Here is a 26031-nt window from a genome sequence, read left to right as displayed (position 1 = left end):
CAGGGGCGATCAGCCCGACGACGTGAGCGGTGACGTCAGATGGTGGGCTTGCTGGGGAGAGCGATCAGGGGATGATCAGCGTGATCAGGAGGTGGTGACGCCGAGGGCGGGGAGGACCACGGCGTCGATGTACGAGGTGAGGAAGGCCCGGGTGGGCGGCTGGTCGTCGAGCAGCGCCCGGGTGGCGAAGCCGCCGACCATCATGTGCAGCAGGAAGTCGAGCGCGGGACAGTCCGGGCGGACCTCGCCCCGGTCGATCGCACGCTGGATCACCTGGTGGAAGCCGGAGATCTCCGGCTCCACGAGCTGGGCCCGGAAGGCCTCGCGCAGATCCGGGTTGTTGTGCATCGCCATGGCGACGCCCCGCATGAGCGCCGAGTTCTGCTCGATGGTGCAGTCGTCCTCGAGCAGCACCAGCGCGTGCAGGTCGCCCCGGAGCGAGCCCGTGTCGATCTCACCGATCCGGTCGGGCTTGCCGTGCCGGATGGCCTTCACGACCAGTTCGGCCTTGCCGCCCCACTGGCGGTAGAGCGTGGCCTTGCTGGACCGGGTACGGGCGGCCACGGCGTCCATGGTGAGGGCGTCGTAACCGACTTCGCGGAGCAGGTCGAGCACGGCCTCGTACAACTCGGCCTCGCGTTCGGGCGTGATCCGACTGCGACGCGCGGTGGCGGCCTCAGTCATGTCTCTCACCTTCCCGATGCGGCTGCCCGCTTGGAACGACACGGTTTCGTACACGACGAATGTACCCCGCCCGCAAGCGAAACGAAACGGTTTCGTTCGTGTGCTGGGTCACGCCTGTCGGATTTCCGTAAGTGGTGCCAGGCCGGCTCCGGTTCCGCTCCCCGCCGCGCCCCGGTCCGCTCCGGTTGCTGGGCCCCCTCCCCCGGAAAAGCATGGGGAGGTGAGCTATCTGCGCCTGCCCCACCTCAACGGCGACCTGCTGTGCTTCGTGGCCGAGGACGACCTCTGGCTGGCCCCCCTGGACTCCCCGGGCCGGGCCTGGCGGCTGACCGTGGACCGCGCCAAGACCGGACACCCCCGCTTCTCGCCCGACGGCCGCCGGATCGCCTGCGCCACCTGGCGCAGCCTCGTGCCCGAGATCCACCTCGTCGCCGTCGACGGCGGACCGGCACGGCAGCTCACGTACTGGGGCAGTGCCGACACGCAGGTGTGCGGCTGGACCCCGGACGGCGACATCCTCGCCGTCACCTCCCACGGCGAGCCCTTCTCCTACTTCACCTGGGCCTACAAGCTGACCGCGGACGGCGCGCCGGGCCGCAGACTTCCCTGGGGCCCGGTCTCCGACATCCAGGTCGCCGACATCGACGGCGAGCGCAGGAGCCTGCTGCTCACCGGCACCCCGCCGCACGAACCGGCCTCCTGGAAGCGGTACCGGGGCGGCGCCATGGGCCGGCTCTGGCTGCACGGGCAGCGGCTGCTGCCGGACATCGGCGGGCATCTGCACTCCCCCATGTTCGTCGGCGGCCGGATCGCCTTCCTCTCCGACCACGAGGGCGTCGGCAACCTCTACTCCTGCGCGTACGACGGCTCCGACCTGCGCCGTCACTCCGACCACGACGCCTTCTACGCCCGGCACGCGTCGAGCGACGGCACCCGGGTGGTCTACCAGTGCGCGGGCGAGCTGTGGCTCGTGGAGGACTTCGCCCCGAACGCCATGCCGCGCAGGCTCGACATCCGGCTCGGCGGCCCGCGCGCGGGGCGCCGCCGGCACCAGGTGCCGGCCGCGCAGCACGTGGACGGCATCTCGGTGGACGAGACCGGGCGGGCCAGCGCGGTAGTCGTCCGGGGCAGCCTGTACTGGCTCACGCACCGGGACGGCCCGTCCCGCACGATCACGGACACGCCGGGGGTCCGGGTCCGGCTGCCGGAGATGCTCGGCCCCACCGGGCAGGTGGCGTACGTGACGGACGCCGAGGGCGAGGACGCCGTGGAGATCGCCCGGCTCCCCCGCGCCTCCGGCGACCGCGCCACGCGCCGGCTTGGCCGGGGCGAGCTGGGGAGGGTCCTGGAGATGGTGTCCGACCCGCTGGGCGAACGGCTGGCTGTCGCCTCCCACGACGGACGGCTGCTGCTGATCGACGTCGTGAATGAGGAGGGGGCCGAGGGGATCGAGGGGTCCGCCGACGAGGACTCGGCGGGCTCCGGGGACTCCGGGGACTCCGGCGGCGGGGCCGCAGCGGTCCCGGACGGCCGGGTCACCGAGCTGATCCGGTCCGCCAACGGGCCCGTCCGCGACCTCGCCTTCTCCCCCGACGGCTCCTGGATCACCTGGTCCCACCCAGGGATCGGCCGCTCGCTGCGGCAGATCAAGCTGGCCCGCATCAAGGACCGGCACATCGTGGACGTCACCAACGGCCGCTTCGAGGACGAGAACCCCGTCTTCACCCGCGACGGCCGCTACCTCGCCTTCCTGTCCTGGCGCGGCTTCGACCCGGTGTACGACGTCCACACCGGCGACCTGTCCTTCCCGCTGGGCTGCCGCCCGTACCTGGTCCCGCTCTCCTCGGCGACCCCCTCCCCGTTCGCCCTGAACCCCGAGGGCCGCCCGGCCGCCGGGGGGCTCGACCCGCTCGAGGACGAGGGCGGCGGGGAGGGCGGCGCGGTGATCGTGGAGGTGGAGGGCCTGGAGAACCGGGTGACCCCGTTCCCGGTCGTCGCCTCCAAGTACTCCGCGCTGTACCCGGTGGCCGGCGGGGGCCTGGTCTGGCTGCGCTGGCCCATCTCCGGGGCGCTCGGCGAGACCTTCGCCAACCCGGCCGACATCAGCGGCCGGCCGACGCTCGAGTACTTCAACATCGCCAAGGCCAAGAAGTCCGAACTGGTCGACCACCTGGACTGGTTCGCGGTGAGCGGGGACGCGACCCGGCTGATGGTCGTCGACGAGGGCGACCTGCGGGCGGTGCCGTCGACCGAGCCCGGCGACGGCGACACGACCGTCTGGATCGACCTGCGCCGCATCGTGCACCACGCCGATCCGCCCGCCGAGTGGCGCCAGGCCTACGACGAGGCCGGCCGTCTCATCCGCGCCTACTTCTGGGACCCCGGAATGTGCGGCATCGACTGGGACGGGGTGCTCGACCAGTACCGGCCCCTGGTCGAGCAGGTCGCCTCCCCCGACGACTTCGCCGACCTGCTGCGCGAGGTCCTCGGCGAGCTGGGTACCTCGCACGCCTACGTCACCGCCGCCCGCCGCAACGAGGGACCGCCCCACTACCAGCGCTGGCAGGGCCTGCTCGGCGCCAACCTGGTCGAGCGGGAGGGCGGTTGGGCCGTCAAGCGCGTCCTGCCCGGCGACTCCTCCGACTCCAAGGCGCGCTCGCCGCTGGCCGGCACGGGCATCCGCGAGGGCGCCGTACTGACCCACGTGGACGGCCGCCCCGTCGATCCGGTGACCGGGCCGTATCCGCTGCTCGCGGGCTCGGGCGGTACGACGACGGAGCTGACGTTCACCCCGCCGCCGGGCGAGCCGGGGCGGGCCCGGCGGGTCGCCATCGTGCCGCTCATCGACGAGCGGCCGCTGCGCTACCAGGACTGGGTGGCCAAACGCCGTGAGGTCGTCAGGGAGTTGAGCGGCGGCCGCTGCGGTTATCTGCACATCCCCGACATGGGCGGCTCCGGCTGGGCCCAGTTCAACCGGGACCTGCGCATGGAGGTGTCCCGGCCGGCGCTGATCGTGGACGTGCGCGGCAACGCGGGCGGGCACATCAGCGAACTCGTCATCGAGACCCTCAGCCGCACGATCCTCGGCTGGGACCTGACCCGCAACGCGCAGCCGGTGTCGTACACCTCGAACGCGCCCCGGGGCCCGATCGTGGCCCTCGCCGACGAGGCGACCTCCTCCGACGGCGACATGATCACCGCCGCCTTCAAACTGCTCAAGCTGGGTCCGGTCGTCGGCCAGCGCACCTGGGGCGGCGTGGTCGGCATGACCGGACGGCACCGGCTGGGCGACGGAACGGTGATCACGGTCCCGATGAACGCCGCCTGGTTCGACGCCTACGGCTGGTCCGTGGAGAACCACGGCGTGACCCCGGACCTGGAGATCCTGCGCACCCCGCTGGACTGGGCCGAAGGCCGGCACGCCCAACTCGACGACGCGGTCCAACTGGCCCTGGAACTCCTCCAGACCAACCCCGCGGCCCAACCCCCCGACTACACCGACGTCCCCAACACCCCCCGCCCCCAACTCCCCCCGAGACCCGGCACCTAGGCCACACTCGGCCCGCTTCCAGGGGGCAGGGAACTGCGCAATCGCTCAGCGGCACAGGGAACGGCGCCGTCACCCAAGGGGCGCGGGGAACCGCGCAATCTTCCAGGGCGCGGGAACGCCACGACTCCTCAGCAGCACGGGGAACTGCGAGATCTTCCAGCAGCACGGGGAACGGCGAAATCTTCCAGGGGCGCGGGGAACTGCGCGACAAGCCCCCACGCACCCGCACCCGACAACGCACCCCACCACCCCCACCCCACAACGCACCGCCCCGCACCCCAAACAGCAGGGTGCCCCCCGAAAGAATCGGAGGGCACCCCAAGCTGCCTAACCGGCCGAAGCCAAGCGCAGCGTTACGCGTCGTAGTCGGCGTCGAAGCGGTCGTCCATCTCCCGCTCCGAGCCCTCGGTGTCGCGCATGTTCTGGCGGCCCCGCTCAGGCTGCTGGTGGCCTCGCTGACCCTGCTGCTGCCCGTGCTGACCCTGCTGCGGGCCGCGCTGACCCTGACCGGCCTTCTCCCGGGCCTGACCGGCCTTCTCGCGGGCCTGGTCCTGCCGGTCGTTGGTCTTCTCGCTGAACTGGTCCTTCATACCCATGTGGGTTCACTCCCGAAGTGGGTGGGGGGTCGGCCCCCGCTGGGGCCTCGACCAGATTCACACGGGCCAACACGCTGCGCATGTCGATCAGTTACGCTGCGTAGCGCGGGCCGCCTCGTCGGCCTCCCCACCTGCGCCGACGAGTCCGGAACGCATCCCCTGAAGGCGGGGCGCGAACCGCCGCATCTCGCGCTGGCCGACGGTTCCGATGAGCGCCGGCAGATAGCCGCGCACACCCTGCATGCCGCGCAGCCACCACTGCCCGTACACATGTGCCGAGCGCCGCTCGATGCCGGCGACGATCCGGTCCACCGCCGGGCCCAGCGGGTAGGTCTTGTTCGACGGCCACGGCAGCCGTTGCCTGAGTTCCCGCATCACGTCGTCCTGGTCGGCGCCGCGCACCATGTCGGTGTCGGTCCAGGACAGGTACCCGACGCCCACCCGGACACCCTGGTAGCCGACCTCGGCCCGCAGACTGTGCGCGTACGCCTCCACCCCCGACTTGGAGGCGCAGTACGCCGACATCATCGGCGCCGGGGTGATCGCGGCGAGCGAGGCGATCTGCAGCAGATAGCCCCGGCTCTCGACCAGCACCGGCAGGAACGCGCGGGCCGTGACCGCCGAACCGATCAGGTTCACCTCGATCACCCGCCGCCAGGCCTCCGGGTCGGAGTCGATGAAGGGCCCCCCGGTCGCCACACCGGCGTTGGCGACGACGATGTCGACCTTGCCGAAGCGTGCCTTCACCTCCTGCGCCACCCGGCTCATCGCCTCGTGGTCGGTGACGTCGGCGTGCCAGTGCCCGCTCTCGCTGTGCAGCCGTCCGGAGACCTCCTTGAGCGCGTCCTCCTCCAGACCGACCAGCGCGACCCTGGCGCCGCGTGCGGAGAGCTTGCGGGCGAGCAACTCGCCGACGCCGCGCGCCGCTCCGGTGACGACGGCGACCTGTCCCTCGAGGCTGACCCTGCTCATGCGCCCTCCTTGACCTGCTGCACGACGGTGGAACGGGAGACGGGGGCGTCCCCCGTGACGTAGGTGGTGACGAGCTCCCGGATGCTCCCGGTCACCTGCTCCGGGGCCTCCACGGGAGACATGTGGCCGACGCCGGGCAGCTCGGTGAGACCCAGACACCGGGGCAGCGCGGCGACCAGCGCGTGGGCGTGCGCGACGGGCGTCAGCCGGTCGGCGGCGCCGTGCAGCACCGCGGTGGGCACGCGCAACTCCCGTACCCCGTGGTCGAGGTCGAGCGCCGCGAGCATGCCCGCCCAGGCGTGGCGCACGGTGCGCGGGCAGGCGTGCACGATCCGCGCGCACGCCTCCACCATGTGCGGGGCCGAACCGGCGCCCATGGTGCCGTACTTGAGGACGCGCATCGCCAGAGGCGTGACCGGCCCGAGCGGGGCGCGCGAGCTGAGCACGCGCCCGGTGAGCCAGGTGCGTGCCCGCCCGGCGCGCAGCGGCACCACGCGCGCCTCGGCGACCAGCCGGGAGCTGCCGGTGCTGCACAGCAGGACGGCCGCGGCGTGTTCGCGGAAACGGGGGCGCGCGGAGGCGGCCATGACCGTCATCCCGCCCATGGAATGGCCGACGACCAGCGCCTTCTCCTTGGGCGCGAGGGTCTGGGCGAGCACCGCCTCCAGGTCGTCCGCCAGCGCCTCGGTGGTGCATGCGTGGCTCGCCGGACTGCGCCCGTGCCCCCGCTGGTCGTAGGCGATCACCCGGTGGTCGGCCGCCAACTCCCGGATCTGCGCCGCCCAGAACGCGGTCGAACAGGTCCAGCCGTGGGAGAGGACGACGGGCGGCGCGTCCTCGGGGCCGTGCACCTCGGCGTGCAGCCGGGCGCCGTCGGCGGAGACGACGGTGAGGGTGCGGGACGGCACCGGCGGGGCGTACGGGCCGGAGGCCACCGCGGTGATCCGGCTCATACGGCGGCCTCGCTCTGCTGCCCCGCCACCGGACCGGCGTCGGCGGTCCGGGCGCCGGACTGCCGGACGACCTCGTACTCCGCCAGGTCCACCCGCCGGGTCGCGCGCCGGAACTCCGCCGTCGTACCGGGCCAGATGGTGGTGTTGCGGCCGCTCGGGTCGAGGTACCAGCTCGTGCAGCCACCGGTGTTCCACACGGTCCGCTTCATGCGCTCCTGGACCTTGTGGTTCCAGGCGTCGACGGCGGCGGGCCGCGCGTCGAGGGCGGTACGGCCTCCCCCAGTGCCTTGAGGGCCTGGGGGGACCCCCAGCACGTCGAGCTGACGCAGGTAGTCCGCCATGTAGTTGAGCTGGGACTCGATCATGAGGATCATCGAGGAGTTGCCGAGGCCGGTGTTGGGCCCGATGATCGTCATCCAGTTCGGGAACCCGGCGGCCGAGGCACCGCGCAGCGCCTGCATGCCGCTCTTCCAGGTCTCGGCGAGCGTGACACCCTCGGCTCCGACCACACGCTCGGCGATGGGCATGTCCGTGACGTGGAAGCCCGTGCCGAAGATGATCGCGTCGACCTCCGCCTCGCTGCCGTCGGCCGCGACGACGGTGGAGCCGCGGATCTCGCTGAGCCCGCTCGCGACGACGTCCACGTTGGGCCGGGCCAGCGCCGGGTAGTACTCGCTGGACAGCAGGATCCGCTTGCAGCCGATGCGGTAGTCGGGGGTGAGCTTGGCGCGCAGCGCCGGGTCCTTGACGGCGCGGGCCATGTTGCGCTTGGCGAGCTGCTCGACCAGGCCGAGCTCGTCGGGGTGCTTGGTGAACGCCTGCACCTGGAGCTCCCGGATGCCCCACAGCAGGCCGCGCCTGAGCCGGGTGGTGAACGGCAGCGCCTGGTGCAGCCGGCGTTCGGCCGCGCTGATGGCACGGTCCATGCGCGGCATCACCCAGGGCGGGGTGCGCTGGAAGAGGGTGAGCCGGCCGGCCTGGCGCTGGATGGCGGGCACGATCTGGATGGCGGAGGCCCCGGTGCCGACCATGGCGACACGCTTGCCGCGCAGGTCGTAGTCGTGGTCCCAGCGGGCCGAGTGGAACACCTTGCCGGGGAAGGACTCGAGCCCCGGGATCCGGGGGACCTTCGGGTCGGACAGCGGGCCGGTGGCGGAGACGACCACGTCGGCGGTGAGCGTGCCCCGCGCGGTCTCGATCTCCCAGCGCAGCCGCTCGCTGTCCCAGCGCATCAGCTTCACCTCGGCGCCGAAGCGGATGTGCGGGCGCAGCCCGAAGACGTCGGTGACGTGCTCCAGATAGGCGCGGATGTGCTCCTGGCCGGAGAAGGTGCGCGGCCAGTCGGGGTTGGGCGCGAAGGAGAAGGAGTACAGATGGGAGGGCACGTCACAGGCGCACCCGGGGTAGCTGTTGTCCCGCCAGGTGCCGCCGACGCTGTCGGCCCGCTCCAGGACGACGAAGTCGGTGATCCCCTCGCGGCGCAGCCGCACCGCGGCCCCCAGTCCGCCGAACCCGGACCCGATCACCGCCACCCGTACATGCTCGTGCTCGGCCATCCCGAAGCCTCCACGCATCGCCTTGGACTCTGCCAGTGAACACTGGCGCAATGGGACTGTAGAGCAGGCGCGTACCGAGCGGCAGGGGGTGCGAAAGGGAAAGTTACCGGCGGTACAACATAGGCTGCGACCGTGACGGACGACGGCGGACACGAGGTCGAGCAGGGCGGCGGGGCACGCGAGTACCGCATGGAGGAACTGGCCCGTCTGGCCGGCATCACCGTGCGCACCCTGCGCTTCTACCGCGAACGCAAGCTGATCCCGCCACCCCGCCGGGAGGGCCGCATCGCCTGGTACGACGACCACCACCTGGCCCGCCTGCGCACCATCGCGGCGCTCCTGGAGCGCGGCCACACCCTCACCGGCATCGCGGAACTCGCGGAGGCCCTCGACCAGGGCCGCGACGTCGCCGACCTCCTCGGCGTCGGCACCCCCACCGAGGAGGAGCCGGTCCGCCTCACCCCTGAGGAACTCGCCGCCCGCTTCGAGGGCGAGGTCACCCCGGAGAACCTGGCCGCCGCCATGGACCTGGGCTATCTGGGCACCGACGGCGACGAGATCGTCCACATCAGCCGCCGCCTGCTGGACGTCTCCTCCGCCCTGGTCCGCGAGGGCATACCCCTGGCGGAGGTCCTGGCGGCCGGCAAACGCGTCCGCGAACACGCCGACGCCCTCGCCACCCTCTTCACCGACATGATCCTCCGCCACGCTCCCGAGGAGGACCTCCATCGCCTGCGCCCCCTGGCCCGCAGCGTCGTGGAGGCGGAACTCTCCCTGGCCCTGGACCGGCGGATCAGCAAGCGGGGCTGAGCGGGCCGCCAGGGGCTCTCAGAGGTCGTACACGACGGTCACCGGCGCGTGGTCGCTCCACCGCTCGGCGTGCGTCGCCGCGCGCTCGACGAACCCCTTGACCGCCCGGTCCGCGAGCCCCCGCGTGGCCGCGTGGAGGTCGATTCTCCATCCCGTGTCGTTGTCGAAGGCCCGCCCCCGGTACGACCACCACGTGTACGGGCCCTCCGCGTCCGGGTGCAGGGCGCGTACGACGTCCACGTAGCCGCCGTCCCCGGCGGTGAGGACGCGGGTGAGCCAGTCCCGCTCCTCGGGGAGGAAGCCGGAGTTCTTGGTGTTGCCGCGCCAGTTCTTGAGGTCGGCCCGCTGGTGGGCGATGTTCCAGTCGCCGCAGACCACCACATGGCGTCCGTCGGCGGCGGCCCGCTCGCGCAGCCCCCCGAGGTGGACCAGGAACTCGTCCATGAAGCGGAACTTCTCGTCCTGGCGCTCGGTGCCGACCTCGCCGGAGGGGAGGTAGAGGGAGGCGACGGTGACGCCGGGCAGGTCGGCCTCCACGTAGCGCCCGCTGCCGTCGAACTCCGCCGAGCCGAAGCCGATGCGGACGCGGTCGGGTTCGCGGCGCGTGTACAGCGAGACACCCGCGCGCCCCTTGGTGGCGGCCGGGGCGTGCACGACGTGCCAGCCGTCGGGCTGCCGGACCCCCTCCGGCAACTGGTGCGGCTCGGCGCGCACCTCCTGCAGGCAGACGACGTCCGCGGAGGTCTGGGCCAGCCACTCCACGAAGCCCTTCTTGGCGGCGGCCCGCAGTCCGTTCACATTCACCGAGGTCACAGTCAGCACCCGGGCACGATACCGGCACACTGGTCGAGGTCAGTTTCTCCCTATGCATAGAAGTACGATGCCCAGAATGAATATACGCCGTGTTCGTTTCGACCACCCCGACGCCGTCAAGCTCAACGACGTGGTCCAGGAGGAGTACCACCTGCGCTACGGCGACGGCGGCGACGCCACGGTGCTCGACGCCGCCGACTTCGACCCACCCAGGGGCGCGTACCTGATCGCGTACGACGAGCGCGACCGGCCGGTCGCCACCGGCGGCTGGCGCAGCCAGGACAGCAACGGCGAGGGCAATGAGGACGGCGACGCCGAGCTCAAGCGCATGTTCGTCGTTGACGGGATGCGCGGCCTGGGCCTCGCCCGCCGCATTCTCGCGGCCCTGGAGGAGGACGCCCGCATGGCCGGCCGCGTCCGCATGGTCCTGGAGACCGGCACCAAGCAGCCGGAGGCCATCGCCCTGTACGCGTCGAGCGGTTACGAGCCCTGCACCAAGTTCGGCTACTACCGCCACTACGAGGAGAGCCTCTGCTACGCGAAGCGGCTGTGAACACGACGAAGCCCCAGTCGGCTTTCGCCGACTGGGGCTTCATGATGCGTGGACCTGAGGGGATTTGAACCCCTGGCCCCCTCGATGCGAACGAGGTGCGCTACCGGACTGCGCCACAGGCCCTTGCAACGAGTGAAACTCTAGCATCCCCGTCGGGGTGCTTGGAAATCCGTTCCCTGACTGGTCAGGGGCGGCCTTCCAGGGGGATCACGGCTGTCACTCGTTGGCCGCGCGCGGGCGGTCGCCGTCCTCGTACTGGTCGAAGAGCGGGGTGCGTCCGCGTTCGCGCGCCCGGCGTGCGGAAGCCGTGCCGGAGGCCGCCCCGCGCGAGCGGGACCGGGCGGCCGGGACGGAGTCGCCGCGGCCGTCGGCCGGCTCGCGCTCGGCGGCCGACCGGTCCGCCTCGGCGTCCGGCGCGTGGCCGTCCTGCTCCGGCACCAGCGGGCCCGAGCGCGCCGAGCTCCAGGTGTCGGGCGCGCCGAGGTCGACGTCGGAGGTGGCCCGGGGCGCGACCGGTGCGGTCACGTACGTGGGCAGCGGAACCGGTACCGGGTCCCAGCTGTCCCCGTGGCCGGGCCGGCGCTGCCGCTCGCGCTGCTGGTCGACCCATTCGGCGTGGTCGGTCTGCTCGACGAGGGCACGGCGGTCGGCGGCGAGCGCGGACATGCCGGTGCCGGTTCCGGTCGCCGGCTCCTCGTCCGGTTCGGCGGCGACCGGGTCCGCGTCCAGGGGCACGCGCCGGCGCGGCTGGCGCTCGCGCAGGCTGCGGGCGGCGTCCTCGGCGCGGCGGCGGTCCATGTGGTAGGCGAAGCGGCGGCGCTCCTGCGTGCGCAGGTACCCGATGTACCCGCTGAGCATGAGGGCGGGCACGCCGGGCGCCCAGAGGAAGGCGAGACCGCCGACGGCGGCGACGATGGCGCCGGCGGTGAAGGCGATGAACAGCATCACGGTGGTGCGCCGACGGCGCGCGAGCACCTTCGAGCGCCGGGCGCGCGCTGCGGCCGCCTCGGCCGAGGCCGTGTTCCGCGGGGCGGGCACCCGGGCCTGCGCGGGCACGGACACGGAGCCGGTCGTGGACGCGGACTTCGGCGCGGGCGAGGATTTGGGCGTGGCGGGGGGCGACTTGGGCGCCGGGGTGCCCAACTGGTCGCGCGCCGGTTCGGCCCGGCCCGCCTGCTCGGGTTCGACGTCGGCGCGTACCTGACGGCGGGTCGGAGGCATGGCGAAGGACCGGACGTCCACCGAGTCGGTGACGGCGTCCGGGTCACCGGCGTCCGGCTCCCCCTCCTGGGTGGAGCGCGCCCGCAGGTCCTTGGCGTACCGGCGCTCCATACCCGCCCGTCCGGACAGCAGCCGGATGGCGGTGCTGAAGCGTTCCGTCGGACGGGCCTCGTTCAGCTCGTCCTGCCTACGGAGCCACATCGGCACCAAGTAGGCGGCCCAGGCCCCGACGATGACTGCGTAGATGAGGCCGCTGCTGCTCACGTCTCACACGGTAGAGGGGTTTGCGTGAGGCCATCCGCCAATTGGGCCGGTGTGTCGCACGATCTGGCTGATATTTCGAGCTTTTTTTGCGACCGATGCGATCAGTGGACCGCGGGAAGTCGCGAATTGAATGCCCCGAGGCGGTCATCGGGCGATCAATTTCGAACATATATTCAATTTCAGGGTCACGCGGGATTCCGCGGCGTGTTCTCCCGCCGTCCCCGCTCGGATCGTGCCCGCTGCCGGCGCGCGAGCAAACCGTCGGGCACCTCTTCCGCCGTGAGCGCGTAGACGAGGTGGTCGCGCCACGCTCCGTCGATGTGCAGATAACGCGGCCGCAGCCCCTCCTCGCGGAATCCGAGTTTCTCCACGACCCGGCGGCTGGGCCGGTTCTCGGGGCGAATGCAGACCTCGACGCGGTGCAGTCCGACGGTGCGGAAACAGTGGTCGACCGCGAGCGCGACCGCCGTCGGCATCACCCCGCGCCCGGCCACCGCCTCGTCCACCCAGTAGCCGACGTGACCGGAGCACATCGAGCCCCAGGTGATCCCGGCGACCGTCAACTGCCCGACGAGCTGCCCCTGGTACTCGATGACGAACGGCAGCATCCGGCCCGCGTTGGCCTCGGACCTGAGGTGCCGGACCATCTGCCGGTAGGTCGGCCGGTGGGTGATCGGCCCGCTGGGCGTGGGCGGCGGGATGGTCGCCTCCCAGGGGCGCAGCCAGTCGCGGTTGCGCCGGTTGACCTCGCGCCAGACCCGCTGGTCGCGCAGCTTTATCGGCCGGAGGACGACATCGCCGTCCGCCAGCACGACGGGCCAGGACGGGCTGTTCAGCTCGCACCCCCACTGCCGGCACCGGGTCTGGGGTGGTCACCGCCGCGGATCTGGTCGACGGCGTGGACCAGCAGCGGCTCCAGGACGGCGAGACCGTCCCGCACCCCGCCGCTGGAGCCCGGCAGATTGACGATCAGCGTCCCCTCCGCCACCCCGGCCAGTCCGCGGGAGAGCGCGGCGGTGGGCACCTTCGCCCGTCCGAACGCCCGGATCGCCTCGGCGATGCCCGGCACCTCGCGGTCGATCACCTGCCGGGTCGCCTCGGGAGTGCGGTCGGTGGGCGAGATGCCGGTGCCGCCGGTGGTGACGACCACGTCGTAACCGGCCGCCACGGCCTCCCGCAGCGCCGCCGCCACGGGGTCCCCGTCGGGCACGACCCGCGGCCCGTCGACGGCGAACCCGAGGCTCGCGAGGCCCTCGGCGATCAGGGGGCCGCCCTTGTCCTCGTAGACCCCGGCGGCGGCCCGGTTGGAGGCGGTGACGACCAGCGCGCGGTACGGCCCGGCGCTCATGCCCGGCTCCAGTCGCCCGACTTGCCGCCCGTCTTCTCCTCGACCCGTACGTCCGTGATGACCGCTCCCTTGTCGACCGCCTTGACCATGTCGATCACGGTGAGCGCGGCGACCGTCACCGCGGTGAGGGCCTCCATCTCGACGCCCGTGCGGTCCGTCGTCCTGACGGTGGCCTCGATCCGCACGGCGTCGTCCGTTACCGACAGGTCCAGTTTCACACCGGACACCGACAACGGGTGGCACAGCGGGATCAGGTCCGGGGTGCGCTTGGCTCCCATGATGCCCGCGATGCGCGCGGTGGCCAGGGCGTCGCCCTTGGGGACGCCCTCACCGCGCAGCAGCTCGACCACCCGGGGTGACACCAGGACCCGGCCGCTCGCGCGCGCGGTGCGGGCGGTCACGTCCTTGCCGGACACGTCGACCATGCGGGCCGCGCCCGCCGCGTCGATGTGCGTCAGTCGGTCCTGTGCGGCGGCTCCGGGGGTGTCCCCCCGGGAATGCTCAGTCATGCTGTGTGGCGCTCCTGGTCCGGGCCCGTCGCGGTGCGGTGCACGGGCCTGCTGTGCGCGACACGGTACCGCCAAGCCGGACCGGGCACCGGGCCAGGACCCCCCGGGGGGGCGCTCAGCCGAGCAGCACGACCTCCACCTCGGTGCCCGGCTCGACGGACTCCACGTCCTCGGGGACGACGATCAGCGCGTCGGCCTGCGCCAGCGCCGCGACCAGATGGGAGCCGGCGCCGCCCACGGGGCGCACCGTGCCGTCGGCGTAGCTGCCGCGCAGGAACTGCCGCCGTCCCCTGGGCGAGCGCAGCGGCCCGTCCGCCGCCAGGGTGGCGCGGGTGCGGGGCCGGTGGACGTCCTCCAGGCCCATCAGGGTACGGATGACGGGACGGGCGAACAGCTCGAAGGAGACGTACGACGAGACGGGGTTGCCGGGCAGGGCCAGCAGGGGGGTGTGGTCGGGGCCGATGGAGCCGAAGCCCTGGGGCTTGCCGGGCTGCATGGCGAGTTTGCGGAACTCCACCCCGCTGCCCGGCTCGTCCTCGTCCCCGGCGTAGGACAGCGCCTCCTTGACGACGTCGTACGCCCCGACGCTCACCCCGCCCGTGGTGACCATCAGGTCGGCGCGGACGAGCTGGTCCTCGATGGCGGACCGGAGGGTGTCGGCGTCGTCGGCGACGGCGCCGACCCGGTAGGCGATGGCGCCCGCGTCCCGGGCGGCCGCGGTGAGGGCGAAGCTGTTGGAGTCGTAGATCTGGCCGTTCGCCAGTGCCTCTCCGGGCTGGACGAGTTCGCTGCCCGTGGACAGCACGACCACGCGCGGGCGCGGGCGCACCCGCACCGTGCCCCGGCCGACCGCGGCGAGCAGCGCGAGCTGCGGCGGGCCGAGGACCGTCCCGGCCTCCAGGGCCAGGTCGCCGGCCTTCACGTCGCTGCCCTTGGCCCGCACGTGCGCGCGTGCCTCGGCGGGGCGGTGCACGCGCACCTGCCCCTCGGCGCCCTCCGGTGCCAGGCTCTGCGCCCGCATCCCGGTGACGGGCCCCTCGCCGAGCCCGCCGTCGGTCCATTCCACGGGTACGACGGCCTCGGCGCCGGGCGGCAGCGGTGCGCCGGTCATGATGCGGGCGGCCTGGCCGGGTCCGACCCGCACCGGCTCACCCGCGCCCGCCGCGACGTCGCCGACGACCTCGAGGACGGCCGGGAACTCCTCACTGGCGCCCGCGACGTCCGCGACCCGTACCGCGTACCCGTCCATGGAGCTGTTGTCGAACGGCGGCAGGGAGACCGGCACCGTGATGTCCTCGACCAGGACGCAGCCCTGGGCGTCGAGCAGTTGCAGCTCGATGGGTTCGAGGGGGCGGACGCTGCTGAGGACGTCCTCCAGGTGGTCGTCCACCGACCACAGGTCGTCCGGGCCGGCGGGGCGGGTCGCGGCGCTGCTCAACGTTGCTGCATCTCCTCGGCTACGTAACTGCGGAGCCAGGTCCGGAAGTCCGGGCCCAGATCCTCACGTTCGCACGCCAGTCTGACAATGGCACGCAGGTAGTCGCCACGGTCGCCGGTGTCGTAGCGGCGGCCCTCGAAGACGACGCCGTGCACCGGGCCGCCGACCTTCTCGTCCTCGGTGAGCTGCTGGAGGGCGTCGGTGAGCTGGATCTCGCCGCCGCGGCCGGGCTCGGTCTTGCGGAGTATGTCGAAGACGTGCGGGTCGAGCACGTAACGACCGATGACCGCGTAGTTGGAGGGGGCGTCGGCCGGGTCCGGCTTCTCGACCAGCCCGGTCACCTTGACCACGTCGCTGTCGGGGGTGCCCTCCACCGCCGCGCAGCCGTAGAGGTGGATCTGCTCCGGCGCGACCTCCATGAGGGCGATCACGCTGCCGCCGTGCTGCTCCTGGATCTCGATCATGCGCTGGAGCAGCGGGTCGCGGGGGTCGATCAGGTCGTCGCCGAGGAGCACGGCGAAGGGCTCCTGGCCGACGTGCGGGGCCGCGCACAGCACGGCGTGGCCGAGGCCCCTGGGGTCGCCCTGGCGCACGTAGTGCATGGTGGCCAGGTCGCTGGACTCCTGCACCTTCGCGAGCCGCGCGGCGTCGCCCTTCTTCTGGAGCGCCGATTCGAGCTCGTAGTTGCGGTCGAAGTGGTCCTCGAGGGGGCGCTTGTTGCGTCCGGTGATCATGAGGACGTCGTCGAGCCCCGCCGACACGGCCTCCTCGACCACGTACTGGATCGCCGGCTTGTCCACGACCGGCAGCATCTCCTTGGGAGTGGCCTTGGTGGCCGGCAGGAACCGGGTGCCGAGGCCTGCTGCGGGGATGACAGCCTTGCTGATCCTGGGGTGCGACTGAGTCATGCCCGCAACCTTATCCGGTGCCTTTGTAAGGAATCTGTGGCTCCGGTTACTTGGCCCTCATATGAGCACATTGAGAAAGGAGTGCGAAACGACCAGTGGAACACGACGGACGCACGGCCGAGCCTGACAAGCGAACGTTGCGGCGGGAGTTCCTCGCGGCGAGGAACAGGTTGACGGAGGATGTCGTCCGGGCGGCGGGCGAAGCGCTGGCGGGGCGCGCTCTGGAGCTGCCCGAACTGGCGGATGCGCGCACGGTGGCGGCCTACGTCTCCGTCGGCACGGAGCCCGGCACGCTCGCCCTGCTGGACGCCCTGCGCGCGCGAGGCGTACGTGTCCTGCTCCCCGTCCTCCTGCCCGACAACGATCTGGACTGGGGAGAGTACACCGGCCCGGACTCCCTCGCGCGGATTCAACATGGCGGAAAAATGGCCCTGTTCGAGCCCTCCGGCGAGCGTCTCGGCCCGGCCGCCGTGACCGGCGCGGACGCCGTCCTGCTGCCCGGGCTCGCGGTCGACGCGCGCGGGATGCGCCTGGGACGCGGCGGAGGATCGTACGACCGGGTGCTCGCGCGGCTGGAGCGCGCGGGCGCGGGGCCCGCGCTCGTGGTGCTGCTGTACGACACGGAGGTCGTCGACCGGGTCCCGGCGCAGGCCCACGACCGGCCGGTGCACGCCGTGGCGACGCCGTCGGGCGTGCGCCGCTTCACGGACGCCTGAGCGGGCCACGAACGCCGGAGGCCCTCCACGCGCGCGTGGAGGGCCTCCGGCGTTCGTGCGTCAGGGGCTCACGGCCTGAGGACGAGGGTGTCGCTCGTGCTCTTGCCGACCGCCGTGTGGGAGAAGGACCAGGGCAGGAGTTCACCCTTGGCCCACTTGCCCGTCTGGTCCGTGTAGTGGGCGCTGAAGGCGTGCCCGGAGGCGCCGGTCAGGTTGATCCACTTGGACTTGTCGAGGTCGGCGAGGTTGACCACCATCCGCATGGACGGCACCCACACGACGTTGTAGCCGCCGGCGGCGTTCCAGCCCGAGGCGTTGACGGTGGCCTCGCCGCCGCTGAGCTTCCAGGGGCCGCGGTTGAGGACGTACTGCAGGGCCTTGGGGCCCGCGGTGCCGAGCGTCTGGTTCTTCAGGAACAGGCGGTGCAGCCGGCCCCAGCTCCAGGTGTCGATGTCCTTGCCGAGCTTGGAGGTCAGCTCCCAGCGGGCGTCGATCATGGCCCGGGCCAACAGCGAGTCGCGGTCGGTCGCCGCGGGGCGCGTGCCCCGCTCGGGCGTCTTCCACCAGTCGCTGTCCGGCTTGTCCATCAGCTTGCGCACGACCTCGAACCAGCGGTCGCCGCCGTCCGGCTGCGCCTGGTCGGCGTCGCGCTCACCGCACTCGCGCACCTTGCCGTCGTCGTCGACCGGCCCGGTGCTGCCGGTCTTGTCGACCCACAGGCACTGCCCCTTGACGCGCAGCTCCTTGGGGAGCTTGTTGCCGAAGGCGAGCTTGAGGACGTTGCGCCAGACGGCGTTGAAGTACGCGGCCGCGGCGGAGTCGGCGTCCTGGGTGTAGTCCCAGCCCTCGAGCAGCTTCTGGGCGTCGCGGACGGCCTTGTCGTCCAGGTTGATCTTCAGCAGCTTGGGCACCAGCAGCTTGGCGATCTCGCTGCTGTTGTCCATCTGCATCTGCCGCATGTCGTCGGTGGAGATCCTGCCGCCGTCCTTGATCTTGGACTCGATCAGGTCGGTGATGCGCTGGCTGCGGGTCCCGTAGCCCCAGTCGGTGGTCAGCGTGTAGGGGTACTTGTCCTTGTCGACCACGGCCTGGTTGGCGGTGACGATGTAGCCGCGCTCGGGGTCGTACTCGTAGGGCAGCTCGTCATCCTTGACGAAGCCGGTCCAGCGGTACTTGGCGTCCCAGCCCGGCACCGGGACGGAGCCGTCGGCGGCCGAGGAGCGGGTGGGGATCTTCCCGGGCAGCGTGTAGCCGATGTGGTTCTTGGTGTCGGCGTAGATCAGGTTCTGCGAGGGCACGTCGAACAGGGCGGCCGCCGCCCGGAAGTCGCTCCATCCGGCCGCCCTGTCGAGGGCGAACACGGCGTCCATCGAGGTGCCCGGGTCGAGCGCGGTCCACCGCAGGGCGATGCCGTAGCCGTCGCCGCGGTCGGGGGCCGCGGTGTTGACGGTGGCCCGTCGGCCGACCTGGACGAGTTCGTCGTCACGGTCGGACAGCAGGGGCATGCCGTCGGCGGTCTGGCGTACGACGATCTTCTTCGCGTCCCCGCCGGCGACCTTGATGGTCTCCTCGCGGGTCTTGAAGGGCCGCACCTGGCCGTCGTACTGGTAGCCCACGCCGGAGAGCTTCTCCAGGTACAGGTCGCTGACGTCGACACCGGAGTTGGTCATGCCCCAGGCGATGTCCGCGTTGTGGCCGATGACCACACCGGGCATGCCGGCGAACGTGTAGCCGGTGACGTCGTACTGGCACTTGGCGGAGACGCTCCGGCAGTGCAGGCCCATCTGGTACCAGACGGACGGCAGCGACGCCGACAGGTGCGGGTCGTTGGCCAGCAGCGGCTTCTTGGTGATGGTGTACTTCCCGGAGACCACCCAGGAGTTGGAGCCGATGCCCTGGCCGTTCACGCCGACGGCGGCGGGAACGTCGTCGAGGACCTTGTAGAGGCCCGCGAGCTGGCTGGTGAGGGCCGAGCCGGCCGTGCTCCGGGTGCCGGTCACGCCCGCCGTGCCCGTGCCCGTACCCGTCGTGCCCTGGGAACCGGTCGTGCCCTGCGAGCCGCTCGCGGCGCCGCTCTGCTGGAAGGTTCTGGACAGCTCGCTGTACTGCCCCTCCTGCACGATCGGCTTGTTGCGGCTGTAGGGGTACTCCGGGTAGAGGTCCGCGATCTTCTGCGGGGCCAGGCGGCTGGTCATCAGGGCGCGGTCGATCTCGTCCTGCATGTTGCCGCGCAGGTCCCAGGCCATGGCCTTCAGCCAGGAGACGGAGTCGACCGGGGTCCACTCGGCCGGCTTGTAGTCGTTGGTGAAGCCCAGGGCGGCGTACTCGAGGGAGATCTCCGCGCCGTCCTTGCCCTTGAGGTAGGCGTTGACGCCCTTGGCGTAGGCCTGGAGGTACTTCTTCGTGGAGGGCGACAGCTTGGTGTCGTACTCCTGCTTGGCGACCCGGTCCCAGCCGAGCGTGCGCAGGAACTCGTCGTTCTTGACCTGGCTCTTGCCGAACATCTCCGACAGGCGCCCGGAGGTCAGGTGCCGGCGCACGTCCATCTCGTAGAACCGGTCCTGCGCCTGGACGTAGCCCTGCGCCATGAACAGGTCCTCGTCGGAGGAGGCGTAGACCTGCGGGATGCCGTTGCCGTCGCGTTCGACGTCCACGGGGCCCGACAGGCCGTCGAGCGTGATCGAGCCCTTGGTCTGCGGGAAGGAGGCCCGGACCGTGCTGATCGACCAGTACCCCCCGTAGGCGATGCCGCCGATGATGGCCAGGACGAGCACCAGCACGAGGAGCCGGGCTTTGCGCCCCTTCTTCCTCCCGGTCGTGCTGGGCGCGACACCCGTCGTGGCGGTGTCACCCGTTGTGGCGGTGGTGTTGGGGGGCATCGCTGTCCTTGCTGTCCTAACGCGAGCGGCAGGCGGTCCTGGAGTGCTGGAGCAACCATAGGCGCAGGGCCCGATCGCGCTTGACGCGGAGTCGGGAACCGGCACGCACGGGCGTTCGATCTTGCCTCGGCAAGCGTCAAGAAAGCGTCAAGAGTTAGGTAAGGTAACGAAGTAACCGGAGAACCAAGGGGAGGAACCGCCGCTGAACGTTCACCACCTCAACCAGCTCCTGCTCGTCTGCTCCGTCGTCCTCCTCGTCGCCGTCGCGGCCGTCCGGATCTCCTCGCGCAGCGGGCTCCCCAGCCTGCTCGTCTACCTGGGCATCGGCGTCGTCATGGGCCAGGACGGCCTCGGTCACGTGGGCTTCAACAGCGCCGCGCTGACCCAGGTCATCGGGTACGCGGCCCTGGTCGTGATCCTCGCCGAGGGCGGTCTCGGCACGAAGTGGAAGGAGATCCGGCCGGTTCTGGCGTCGGCCTCCGTGCTGGCCCTGGTGGGGGTCGGGATCAGCGTCGGGGTCACGGCGGCGGGCGCGCACTATCTGGTGGGGCTGGACTGGCGGACGGCGCTGATCATCGGCGCGGTGGTGTCGTCGACGGACGCGGCGGCGGTCTTCTCGGTGCTGCGGCGCATCCCGCTGCCCGCGCGCGTGACGGGCACGCTGGAGGCGGAGTCCGGCTTCAACGACGCCCCGGTGGTCATCCTGGTCGTCGCCTTCGCCGCGACCGGCCCGTTCGAGCACTGGTACGTCCTGCTGGGCGAGATCGCGCTGGAGCTGGCCATCGGCGCCGCCATGGGCCTCGCGGTGGGCTGGTTCGGCTCCTGGGGCCTGCGGCACGTCGCGCTGCCCGCCTCCGGCCTCTACCCGATCGCCGTCATGGCCATCGCCGTCACGGCGTACGCGGCCGGGGCGCTGGCCCACGGCAGTGGCTTCCTCGCCGTCTACCTGGCCTCGATGATGCTGGGCAACGCGCGGCTCCCGCACTGGCCCGCCACACGCGGCTTCGCCGAGGGGCTCGGCTGGATCGCCCAGATCGGCATGTTCGTCCTGCTCGGCCTGCTCGTCACTCCGCACGAGCTGGGCGACGACGTCTGGCCGGCGCTGATCATCGGGCTGGTACTGACCATGGTGGCCCGGCCGCTGAGCGTGGTGCTCAGCCTGGCCCCGTTCCGGGTTCCGTGGTCGGAACAGGCACTGATGTCGTGGGCGGGGCTGCGCGGCGCCGTGCCCATCATCCTGGCGACCATTCCGATGGTGACGGGCGTCGGGGGCAGCCGCCGCATCTTCAACATCGTCTTCGTACTGGTCGTCGTCTACACCCTCCTCCAGGGCCCGACCCTGCCCTGGCTGGCGCGCACGCTGCGCCTGGGCGAGCAGGGCGAACCCTCCGACCTCGGCATCGAGTCGGCACCCCTGGAGCGGCTGCGCGGCCATCTGCTGTCCCTCGCGATCACCGAGGGCTCCCGGATGCACGGCGTCGAGGTCAACGAGCTGCGGATGCCGCCCGGCGCCGCCGTCACTCTCGTCGTCCGCGAGGGGAAATCGTTTGTCCCGCTGCCCACGACGGTGCTGCGACACGGGGACGAGCTTCTCGTGGTCGCCACCGACCCCGTGCGCGACGCGGCGGAACGGCGTCTGCGCGCGGTCGCGCAGGGCGGCAAGCTGGCGGACTGGCTGGGCACGGACGGGGCCGGGGCGGGCGGCTCCCGTTAAGCGGGGGTTTCGTACCGTTCACACCGCCCGTAATCCCAGGTGGCACCCCCTGGTGGTGCTCGTTTTCACAGGTCCGCGATCCGGTGATCCCTGTACGATGAAGGCGCACCCTGATCGAACCAACTCTGCCTGACGCAGAGCTGGCGCGACCGTATGGCGGCCGGGTCGTCCCCACTCATCGTGGGCACCGGTATCTACCGCAGTTCCGCGCAAGAGGACAGCTCTCGGCGCCCGGACCCGCACGGGACCCGCGCTACCAGGCGGCAGAAAGGCACGGCCGTGGGATCCACGGTCACCACCTCCGACCCGGAGAAGACCTCGCCGGCGCCGCCCCGCCCCGGATACGGACAGCTGCTGCGCACCCGCGGCGCCTGGACGTTCCTGCTCCCCGGCTTCGCGGCGCGCCAGCCGTTCGCGATGCTCACCATCTCCATCGTGCTGCTGGTACAGCACACCACCGGCTCGTACGGCGCCGCCGGCGCCGCCGCGGCCGCCACCGGCGTCTCCATGGCGCTGTTCGCCCCCTACAGCGGCCGCCTCGCCGACCGCTACGGGCAGCGCGCCGTGCTCGTCCCCGGTGTCCTGGTGCACTCGCTGTCGGGCCTGACCCTGACGGCGCTCGCGCTGGCGCACGCACCCCTGTGGGCACTGTTCGTGGCGGCCGTGCCGACCGGCGCCTCGGTCCCGCAGGTCGGCCCCATGGTGCGCGCGCGCTGGGGCGTGAAGCTCCAGGGCTCGCCGCTGATGACCACCGCGGCGGCCTTCGAGTCCGTCACGGACGAGCTGACCTTCGTCTTCGGTCCCCTGCTGGCGACCGCGCTGTGCACCGCCGTCACCCCGTCCGCGGGCCTGGTGACCGAGGCCGCGCTGACCCTCGTCGGCGGCCTGCTGTTCGCCGCGAGCAGGAGCACGCAGCCGCCGGTGAGCGCCGAGAGCGGGCACGCGCGCGTGCGGCACGACTCCGCTCTGCGCGTCCCCGGCGTACGTGTGCTGGTCGTGACGTTCCTGGGCATCGGGGCGGTCTTCGGCGGCATGCAGGTGTCGCTGGCCGCGTTCACCGAGTCGATCGGCGAGCCCGGCCTGAACGGCGTCCTTTACGGCGTCTTCGCCGCGGGCAACATGCTCTCCGGCGTCGTCTGCGGCGCGATCGCCTGGAAGGCCGCGCCGCAGCGCCGCCTGGTCCTCGGCTACACCGGGCTCGCGCTGACCGCGTCGGCGCTGTGGACGGCGCACTCGGTGCCGCTGCTGGCCGGCCTCGGCCTGCTGGTCGGCATGTGCATCGCACCGGCCCTGATCACCGGCTACACGCTGGTGGAGGGCCTGGTCCCGGCCGAGGCCCGGACCGAGGCGTTCACCTGGCTGACCGGGGCCGTCGCGCTCGGCCAGGCGGCGGCGGTCACGGTCGCCGGGCAACTGGAGGACCGGCTGTGGGGCGGTGCCGGATTCCTGGTGCCGATGGCCGGTACGGTGCTCGCGCTGGTCACCCTGGTGGCCCTGCGTTCACGGCTGACCACCCGGCCGCAGAGCCGCACGGTCGCACGTGGCGTCGGTCACCGCGTCCCCGTCACGGTGGACTGATCCCCGGGAATACGTCACTATGGACCGTCGTTAGCACTCATCGAGTGAGAGTGCCAGGAGGAAGACAGTGCCGACCTACCAGTACCAGTGCACCGAGTGCGGCGAGGGCCTCGAGGCGGTGCAGAAGTTCACCGACGACGCCCTGACCGAGTGCCCCGGCTGCGGTGGCCGCCTGAAGAAGGTGTTCTCCGCCGTCGGCATCGTCTTCAAGGGCTCCGGCTTCTACCGCAACGATTCCCGCGGCTCCTCGTCGAGCAGCAGCCCGGCGTCGAAGCCGGCCGGCTCCTCGTCCGACGCGAAGTCGTCCTCGTCGGCGTCCTCGTCGCCCTCGACGACGTCGTCGTCCGGGTCCACCAGCACCTCCGCGGCCTGAGCTCCCGCTCCCCGGGCCCTGCCGTCCTGCGACGGCGGGGCCTTCGGTGTACCCCGGCACCGGCTCCGCCGCCCCATCCCGGGCCGCTAATCTGCTCGTCATGGCGAACGCAGCGATCGGCGTAATCGGCGGCTCGGGCTTCTACTCGTTCCTCGAGGACGTGACCGAGGTCCAGGTGGACACCCCCTACGGGCAGCCCAGCGACTCCCTCTTCCTCGGTGAGCTGGCCGGCCGGCGGGTCGCCTTCCTGCCCCGGCACGGCCGCGGCCACCATCTGCCGCCGCACCGCATCAACTACCGGGCCAACCTCTGGGCGCTGCGCTCGGTCGGCGTCCGCCAGGTGCTCGGCCCCTGCGCGGTGGGCGGGCTGCGCCCCGAGTACGGACCGGGCACCCTGCTCGTGCCGGACCAGTTCGTCGACCGTACGAAGTCCAGGACGCAGACCTTCTTCGACGGGCTGCCGCTGCCCGACGGCACGGTGCCCGACGTGGTGCACGTGTCCATGGCCGATCCGTACTGCCCCACCGGGCGGGCCGCCGCGCTCAAGGCGGCGCGCGGCCGGGACTGGGAGCCGGTGGACGGCGGCACGCTGGTCGTGGTCGAGGGGCCGCGCTTCTCGACCCGCGCCGAGTCGCTGTGGCACCAGGCGCAGGGCTGGTCGGTGGTGGGCATGACCGGCCATCCCGAGGCGGCGCTCGCCCGTGAACTGGAGCTCTGCTACACGTCGCTGACCCTGGTCACCGACCTGGACGCGGGCGCGGAGAGCGGCGAGGGCGTCTCGCACGAGGAGGTGCTCGAGGTGTTCGCGGCCAACGTGGACCGGCTGCGGGAAGTGCTGTTCGACGCGGTGGCGGCGCTGCCGGAGACCGGGGCGCGGGACTGCCTGTGCGTGAACGCGCTGGGCGGGATGAACCCGGGCTTCGACCTGCCGTGAGCTGAGGGGCGGGGCCCGGCGGGCTGGGACACCTCTGGGCAATCACCCCTTCGGGTGGGCGAGTTGTCCACAATTCCTCGGCCGTCCACCGGCGCCGGCGGGGTCCGGCTCGAGGCGTCATCGTGGCACCGCAAGCCGAATTCCCTCGTCGCCGGCGGTGATTCCCATGGCTCTGGCCTCGTCGTACCCCGCTCCTTCCACGCCCTCTTCCCCACGCCCGCGCTCCCCCGCCCCGCCGGTCGTCCGGCTGCCCCTCCCGCTGGGCACCGACGCGCCGGCGACCTGTGAGGTGCCGCCCTTCGCCCCGGTGCGGGTGCGCGGCGGGCGGTGCGCGCTGGAGCGGCTGGTACGGCGACGCGGGCGGGCCCTCACGGCCGGCCTCGTCGTGACCGCGGCCGCGCTGGTGGCGGCAGGTCCCCGTACCGCGGGCGAGCCGCTCCGGGCCGACCCGGACCGCGGGCATCCGGTCACGCGTCCCGTGCGAGCCCCTCGGGCGGCGGACCTGGTGACGGCGCCGGTGCGGATCGCGGACGCCGCCACCGTGCGGCTGCTGCGGCCCGGTGACCGGGTCGACGTCGTCGCCGCCGAGGACGCGTCGGCCGGGGGCGCCGCCCGGGTGCTCGTGCGCGGCGCGCGGGTGACGAAGGTACCCGAGCCCCTGGCGGGGGCGGCCGAGAGCGGGGCCCTGGTCGTGCTGTCGGTGCCGCGAGCCGTCGCGGCGGGGCTCGTCGGCGCGAGCGCCACGGCACGGCTGGCGGTGACGCTGTGCTGAGCCACGCGGCCCACTACGCCTTCAGTCTGTTCTCCCGACATTGGGACAAGCTGCGGAATTGGACACGGGGACCCCACCGTGCCGTAGGTTGCGGAGCGTTTCGTTCCGCGTCCTGTGCACGTGAGGAGTGCCCCCGAGGTGATCGAGAAGAAGGAATCCACCGTCTGGCAGGGCTTCAAGGCCTTCCTGATGCGCGGGAACGTCGTCGACCTGGCAGTCGCGGTGGTGATCGGCGCCGCCTTCACGAACATCGTCAACTCGGTGGTGAAGGGGCTCATCAGCCCGCTGGTCGGGGCGATCGGCACGAAGAACCTGGATCACTACAGCTCCTGCCTGAAGGACCCGTGCGTGGTGAACGCGGACGGGTCGGTGAAGAGCGGTGTGCCGATCATGTGGGGCTCGGTCGCCGGAGCCACGCTCAGCTTCGTGATCACGGCCGCGGTGGTCTACTTCCTGATGGTCCTTCCGATGACGAAGTACCTGGCGCGGCAGGAGGCCCGAAAGAAGGCGCGCGAGGGCACGCACGAGGTCATCGAGGTGACCGAGCTGGCGGTCCTCAAGGAGATCCGCGACACGCTGGTCGCGCAGCGCGCGGCGAGCCACGACGAGCGCTAGCGGCACCGCGCCGGACGGCTCGGGCGTCGGCCGGGCTCCGTCCGGAGGCCCGGGCGGTGGCGCCGCTCCGTCCCGCGGTTCAGATGTGGTGGGGCGGCTTCTCGTCGAGGAAGCGCCTCAGGTCGGCGGCGCTGTCGCCGTCCGGGCGCTCGCCCCACCCGCGGTCGGTGTCGTCCGAACTCTGCCGGTTCAGCGGATCGTCGAAGATCAGCGCGGCCTTCGGGTCGCGCTGCTCGGGCTCGGGGGCGGTGCTCATGCCTCCAGCGTACGGCCCC

Annotated in this window: 24 protein-coding genes and 1 tRNA gene; 10 read left to right on the top strand and 15 right to left on the bottom strand. The window is 72.0% G+C overall.

What is annotated here, in order from left to right; translation table 11 throughout:
* Positions 1 to 84: 84 nt before the first annotated feature.
* The gene (locus tag ACFVVO_RS13990; protein ID WP_390054648.1) at positions 85 to 684 is read right to left on the bottom strand and encodes a TetR/AcrR family transcriptional regulator; all 600 of its coding nucleotides are present in this window, start codon (positions 682 to 684) and stop codon (positions 85 to 87) included.
* A 220-nt stretch (positions 685 to 904) separates the two neighbouring features.
* Here ACFVVO_RS13990 and ACFVVO_RS13985 point away from each other — a divergent pair, with 220 nt between their 5' ends.
* Positions 905 to 4234 carry a S41 family peptidase gene (locus tag ACFVVO_RS13985; RefSeq protein ID WP_390054647.1) on the top strand — a complete coding sequence of 1110 codons (3330 nt, stop codon included), beginning with the start codon at positions 905 to 907 and terminating at the stop codon, positions 4232 to 4234.
* Positions 4235 to 4587: 353 nt separating this feature from the next.
* Here the strand turns inward: ACFVVO_RS13985 and ACFVVO_RS13980 are convergent, their stop codons facing one another.
* From ACFVVO_RS13980 to ACFVVO_RS13965, 4 genes are all read right to left on the bottom strand, one after another.
* Complete coding sequence (locus ACFVVO_RS13980) at positions 4588 to 4830, bottom strand: hypothetical protein (RefSeq protein ID WP_390054645.1); 243 nt, start codon at positions 4828 to 4830, stop codon at positions 4588 to 4590.
* An 87-nt stretch (positions 4831 to 4917) separates the two neighbouring features.
* The gene (locus ACFVVO_RS13975) at positions 4918 to 5802 is read right to left on the bottom strand and encodes an SDR family oxidoreductase (protein ID WP_390054644.1); all 885 of its coding nucleotides are present in this window, start codon (positions 5800 to 5802) and stop codon (positions 4918 to 4920) included.
* Positions 5799 to 6755: an alpha/beta fold hydrolase gene (locus tag ACFVVO_RS13970; protein ID WP_390054642.1), complete on the bottom strand. Its 957-nt coding sequence runs from the start codon at positions 6753 to 6755 to the stop codon at positions 5799 to 5801. Before ACFVVO_RS13970 ends, ACFVVO_RS13975 begins: the two co-directional genes overlap by 4 nt.
* Positions 6752 to 8311 (bottom strand): flavin-containing monooxygenase, encoded by a 1560-nt coding sequence (locus ACFVVO_RS13965; protein WP_390054641.1) that lies wholly within the window; start codon positions 8309 to 8311, stop codon positions 6752 to 6754. The genes ACFVVO_RS13970 and ACFVVO_RS13965 overlap by 4 nt, the downstream gene beginning before the upstream one ends.
* Before the next feature lie 189 nt (positions 8312 to 8500).
* Here ACFVVO_RS13965 and ACFVVO_RS13960 point away from each other — a divergent pair, with 189 nt between their 5' ends.
* Positions 8501 to 9121, top strand: coding sequence for a MerR family transcriptional regulator (locus tag ACFVVO_RS13960; protein ID WP_390054901.1), 621 nt, complete (start codon positions 8501 to 8503; stop codon positions 9119 to 9121).
* A gap of 18 nt (positions 9122 to 9139) precedes the next feature.
* Here the strand turns inward: ACFVVO_RS13960 and ACFVVO_RS13955 are convergent, their stop codons facing one another.
* The gene (locus ACFVVO_RS13955; RefSeq protein ID WP_390054639.1) at positions 9140 to 9943 is read right to left on the bottom strand and encodes an exodeoxyribonuclease III; all 804 of its coding nucleotides are present in this window, start codon (positions 9941 to 9943) and stop codon (positions 9140 to 9142) included.
* 67 nt (positions 9944 to 10010) lie between these two features.
* On the opposite strand from ACFVVO_RS13955, the gene ACFVVO_RS13950 reads away from it, so the two are divergent.
* Positions 10011 to 10487, top strand: a complete 477-nt coding sequence (locus ACFVVO_RS13950) for a GNAT family N-acetyltransferase (protein WP_390054637.1) — start codon at positions 10011 to 10013, stop codon at positions 10485 to 10487.
* A gap of 49 nt (positions 10488 to 10536) precedes the next feature.
* Here the strand turns inward: ACFVVO_RS13950 and ACFVVO_RS13945 are convergent.
* The 7 genes from ACFVVO_RS13945 to galU form a co-directional block, all read right to left on the bottom strand.
* Positions 10537 to 10610, bottom strand: a tRNA-Ala gene (locus ACFVVO_RS13945).
* Between the two features lie 93 nt (positions 10611 to 10703).
* Positions 10704 to 11972: a gephyrin-like molybdotransferase receptor GlpR gene (gene glpR, locus ACFVVO_RS13940; protein ID WP_390054635.1), complete on the bottom strand. Its 1269-nt coding sequence runs from the start codon at positions 11970 to 11972 to the stop codon at positions 10704 to 10706.
* Between the two features lie 185 nt (positions 11973 to 12157).
* Positions 12158 to 12784: a GNAT family N-acetyltransferase gene (locus tag ACFVVO_RS13935; protein WP_390054633.1), complete on the bottom strand. Its 627-nt coding sequence runs from the start codon at positions 12782 to 12784 to the stop codon at positions 12158 to 12160.
* Positions 12785 to 12804: 20 nt separating this feature from the next.
* Positions 12805 to 13320, bottom strand: coding sequence for a molybdenum cofactor biosynthesis protein B (locus ACFVVO_RS13930; RefSeq protein WP_390054631.1), 516 nt, complete (start codon positions 13318 to 13320; stop codon positions 12805 to 12807).
* Entirely contained in the window at positions 13317 to 13829 is a 513-nt protein-coding gene (moaC, locus tag ACFVVO_RS13925) for a cyclic pyranopterin monophosphate synthase MoaC (protein WP_390054630.1), read from the bottom strand. Before moaC ends, ACFVVO_RS13930 begins: the two co-directional genes overlap by 4 nt.
* Before the next feature lie 115 nt (positions 13830 to 13944).
* A complete protein-coding gene (gene glp / locus ACFVVO_RS13920) occupies positions 13945 to 15267 on the bottom strand; it encodes a gephyrin-like molybdotransferase Glp (protein WP_390054628.1) in 1323 nt (440 codons plus the stop codon).
* Positions 15264 to 16175 (bottom strand): UTP--glucose-1-phosphate uridylyltransferase GalU, encoded by a 912-nt coding sequence (gene galU / locus ACFVVO_RS13915; protein WP_390054626.1) that lies wholly within the window; start codon positions 16173 to 16175, stop codon positions 15264 to 15266. Before galU ends, glp begins: the two co-directional genes overlap by 4 nt.
* Before the next feature lie 95 nt (positions 16176 to 16270).
* Here galU and ACFVVO_RS13910 point away from each other — a divergent pair, with 95 nt between their 5' ends.
* Positions 16271 to 16891 (top strand): 5-formyltetrahydrofolate cyclo-ligase, encoded by a 621-nt coding sequence (locus ACFVVO_RS13910; protein ID WP_390054625.1) that lies wholly within the window; start codon positions 16271 to 16273, stop codon positions 16889 to 16891.
* Positions 16892 to 16959: 68 nt separating this feature from the next.
* On the opposite strand, the gene ACFVVO_RS13905 is transcribed toward ACFVVO_RS13910, so the two are convergent.
* Positions 16960 to 19770, bottom strand: a complete 2811-nt coding sequence (locus tag ACFVVO_RS13905) for a penicillin acylase family protein (RefSeq protein WP_390054623.1) — start codon at positions 19768 to 19770, stop codon at positions 16960 to 16962.
* Between the two features lie 202 nt (positions 19771 to 19972).
* Between ACFVVO_RS13905 and ACFVVO_RS13900 the strand changes: the two genes are divergently transcribed.
* From ACFVVO_RS13900 to ACFVVO_RS13875, 6 genes are all read left to right on the top strand, one after another.
* Positions 19973 to 21484: a potassium/proton antiporter gene (locus tag ACFVVO_RS13900; protein ID WP_390054900.1), complete on the top strand. Its 1512-nt coding sequence runs from the start codon at positions 19973 to 19975 to the stop codon at positions 21482 to 21484.
* A 279-nt stretch (positions 21485 to 21763) separates the two neighbouring features.
* Positions 21764 to 23062, top strand: coding sequence for an MFS transporter (locus tag ACFVVO_RS13895; RefSeq protein WP_390054621.1), 1299 nt, complete (start codon positions 21764 to 21766; stop codon positions 23060 to 23062).
* A gap of 67 nt (positions 23063 to 23129) precedes the next feature.
* Positions 23130 to 23435: an FmdB family zinc ribbon protein gene (locus tag ACFVVO_RS13890; protein WP_390054619.1), complete on the top strand. Its 306-nt coding sequence runs from the start codon at positions 23130 to 23132 to the stop codon at positions 23433 to 23435.
* A gap of 100 nt (positions 23436 to 23535) precedes the next feature.
* Complete coding sequence (locus tag ACFVVO_RS13885; protein WP_390054617.1) at positions 23536 to 24369, top strand: S-methyl-5'-thioadenosine phosphorylase; 834 nt, start codon at positions 23536 to 23538, stop codon at positions 24367 to 24369.
* A gap of 166 nt (positions 24370 to 24535) precedes the next feature.
* A complete protein-coding gene (locus ACFVVO_RS13880) occupies positions 24536 to 25141 on the top strand; it encodes a hypothetical protein (RefSeq protein WP_390054616.1) in 606 nt (201 codons plus the stop codon).
* A gap of 189 nt (positions 25142 to 25330) precedes the next feature.
* Positions 25331 to 25756, top strand: a complete 426-nt coding sequence (locus tag ACFVVO_RS13875) for an MscL family protein (protein WP_390054898.1) — start codon at positions 25331 to 25333, stop codon at positions 25754 to 25756.
* A 79-nt stretch (positions 25757 to 25835) separates the two neighbouring features.
* Here the strand turns inward: ACFVVO_RS13875 and ACFVVO_RS13870 are convergent, their stop codons facing one another.
* Positions 25836 to 26012, bottom strand: a complete 177-nt coding sequence (locus tag ACFVVO_RS13870) for a hypothetical protein (RefSeq protein WP_390054614.1) — start codon at positions 26010 to 26012, stop codon at positions 25836 to 25838.
* Positions 26013 to 26031 lie beyond the last annotated feature (19 nt).

Source organism: Streptomyces sp. NPDC058145 (assembly GCF_042884245.1).
Lineage (GTDB): Bacteria > Actinomycetota > Actinomycetes > Streptomycetales > Streptomycetaceae > Streptomyces.
This window is presented reverse-complemented; position numbering and strand designations above follow the sequence as displayed.

What these genes read in the sequence shown, in the direction of transcription:
- ACFVVO_RS13960 (WP_390054901.1), top strand. Translation starts at nt 8,501, where the DNA reads ATGGAGGAACTGGCCCGTCTGGCCGGCATCACCGTGCGCACCCTGCGC.
- ACFVVO_RS13930 (WP_390054631.1), bottom strand. Translation starts at nt 13,320, where the DNA reads ATGAGCGCCGGGCCGTACCGCGCGCTGGTCGTCACCGCCTCCAACCGG.
- ACFVVO_RS13870 (WP_390054614.1), bottom strand. Translation starts at nt 26,012, where the DNA reads ATGAGCACCGCCCCCGAGCCCGAGCAGCGCGACCCGAAGGCCGCGCTG.
- ACFVVO_RS13880 (WP_390054616.1), top strand. Translation starts at nt 24,536, where the DNA reads ATGGCTCTGGCCTCGTCGTACCCCGCTCCTTCCACGCCCTCTTCCCCA.
- ACFVVO_RS13980 (WP_390054645.1), bottom strand. Translation starts at nt 4,830, where the DNA reads ATGGGTATGAAGGACCAGTTCAGCGAGAAGACCAACGACCGGCAGGAC.
- ACFVVO_RS13990 (WP_390054648.1), bottom strand. Translation starts at nt 684, where the DNA reads ATGACTGAGGCCGCCACCGCGCGTCGCAGTCGGATCACGCCCGAACGC.
- ACFVVO_RS13885 (WP_390054617.1), top strand. Translation starts at nt 23,536, where the DNA reads ATGGCGAACGCAGCGATCGGCGTAATCGGCGGCTCGGGCTTCTACTCG.
- ACFVVO_RS13965 (WP_390054641.1), bottom strand. Translation starts at nt 8,311, where the DNA reads ATGGCCGAGCACGAGCATGTACGGGTGGCGGTGATCGGGTCCGGGTTC.
- ACFVVO_RS13875 (WP_390054898.1), top strand. Translation starts at nt 25,331, where the DNA reads ATGCGCGGGAACGTCGTCGACCTGGCAGTCGCGGTGGTGATCGGCGCC.
- ACFVVO_RS13975 (WP_390054644.1), bottom strand. Translation starts at nt 5,802, where the DNA reads ATGAGCAGGGTCAGCCTCGAGGGACAGGTCGCCGTCGTCACCGGAGCG.
- moaC (WP_390054630.1), bottom strand. Translation starts at nt 13,829, where the DNA reads ATGACTGAGCATTCCCGGGGGGACACCCCCGGAGCCGCCGCACAGGAC.
- ACFVVO_RS13970 (WP_390054642.1), bottom strand. Translation starts at nt 6,755, where the DNA reads ATGAGCCGGATCACCGCGGTGGCCTCCGGCCCGTACGCCCCGCCGGTG.
- galU (WP_390054626.1), bottom strand. Translation starts at nt 16,175, where the DNA reads ATGACTCAGTCGCACCCCAGGATCAGCAAGGCTGTCATCCCCGCAGCA.
- ACFVVO_RS13905 (WP_390054623.1), bottom strand. Translation starts at nt 19,770, where the DNA reads ATGCCCCCCAACACCACCGCCACAACGGGTGACACCGCCACGACGGGT.
- ACFVVO_RS13950 (WP_390054637.1), top strand. Translation starts at nt 10,011, where the DNA reads ATGAATATACGCCGTGTTCGTTTCGACCACCCCGACGCCGTCAAGCTC.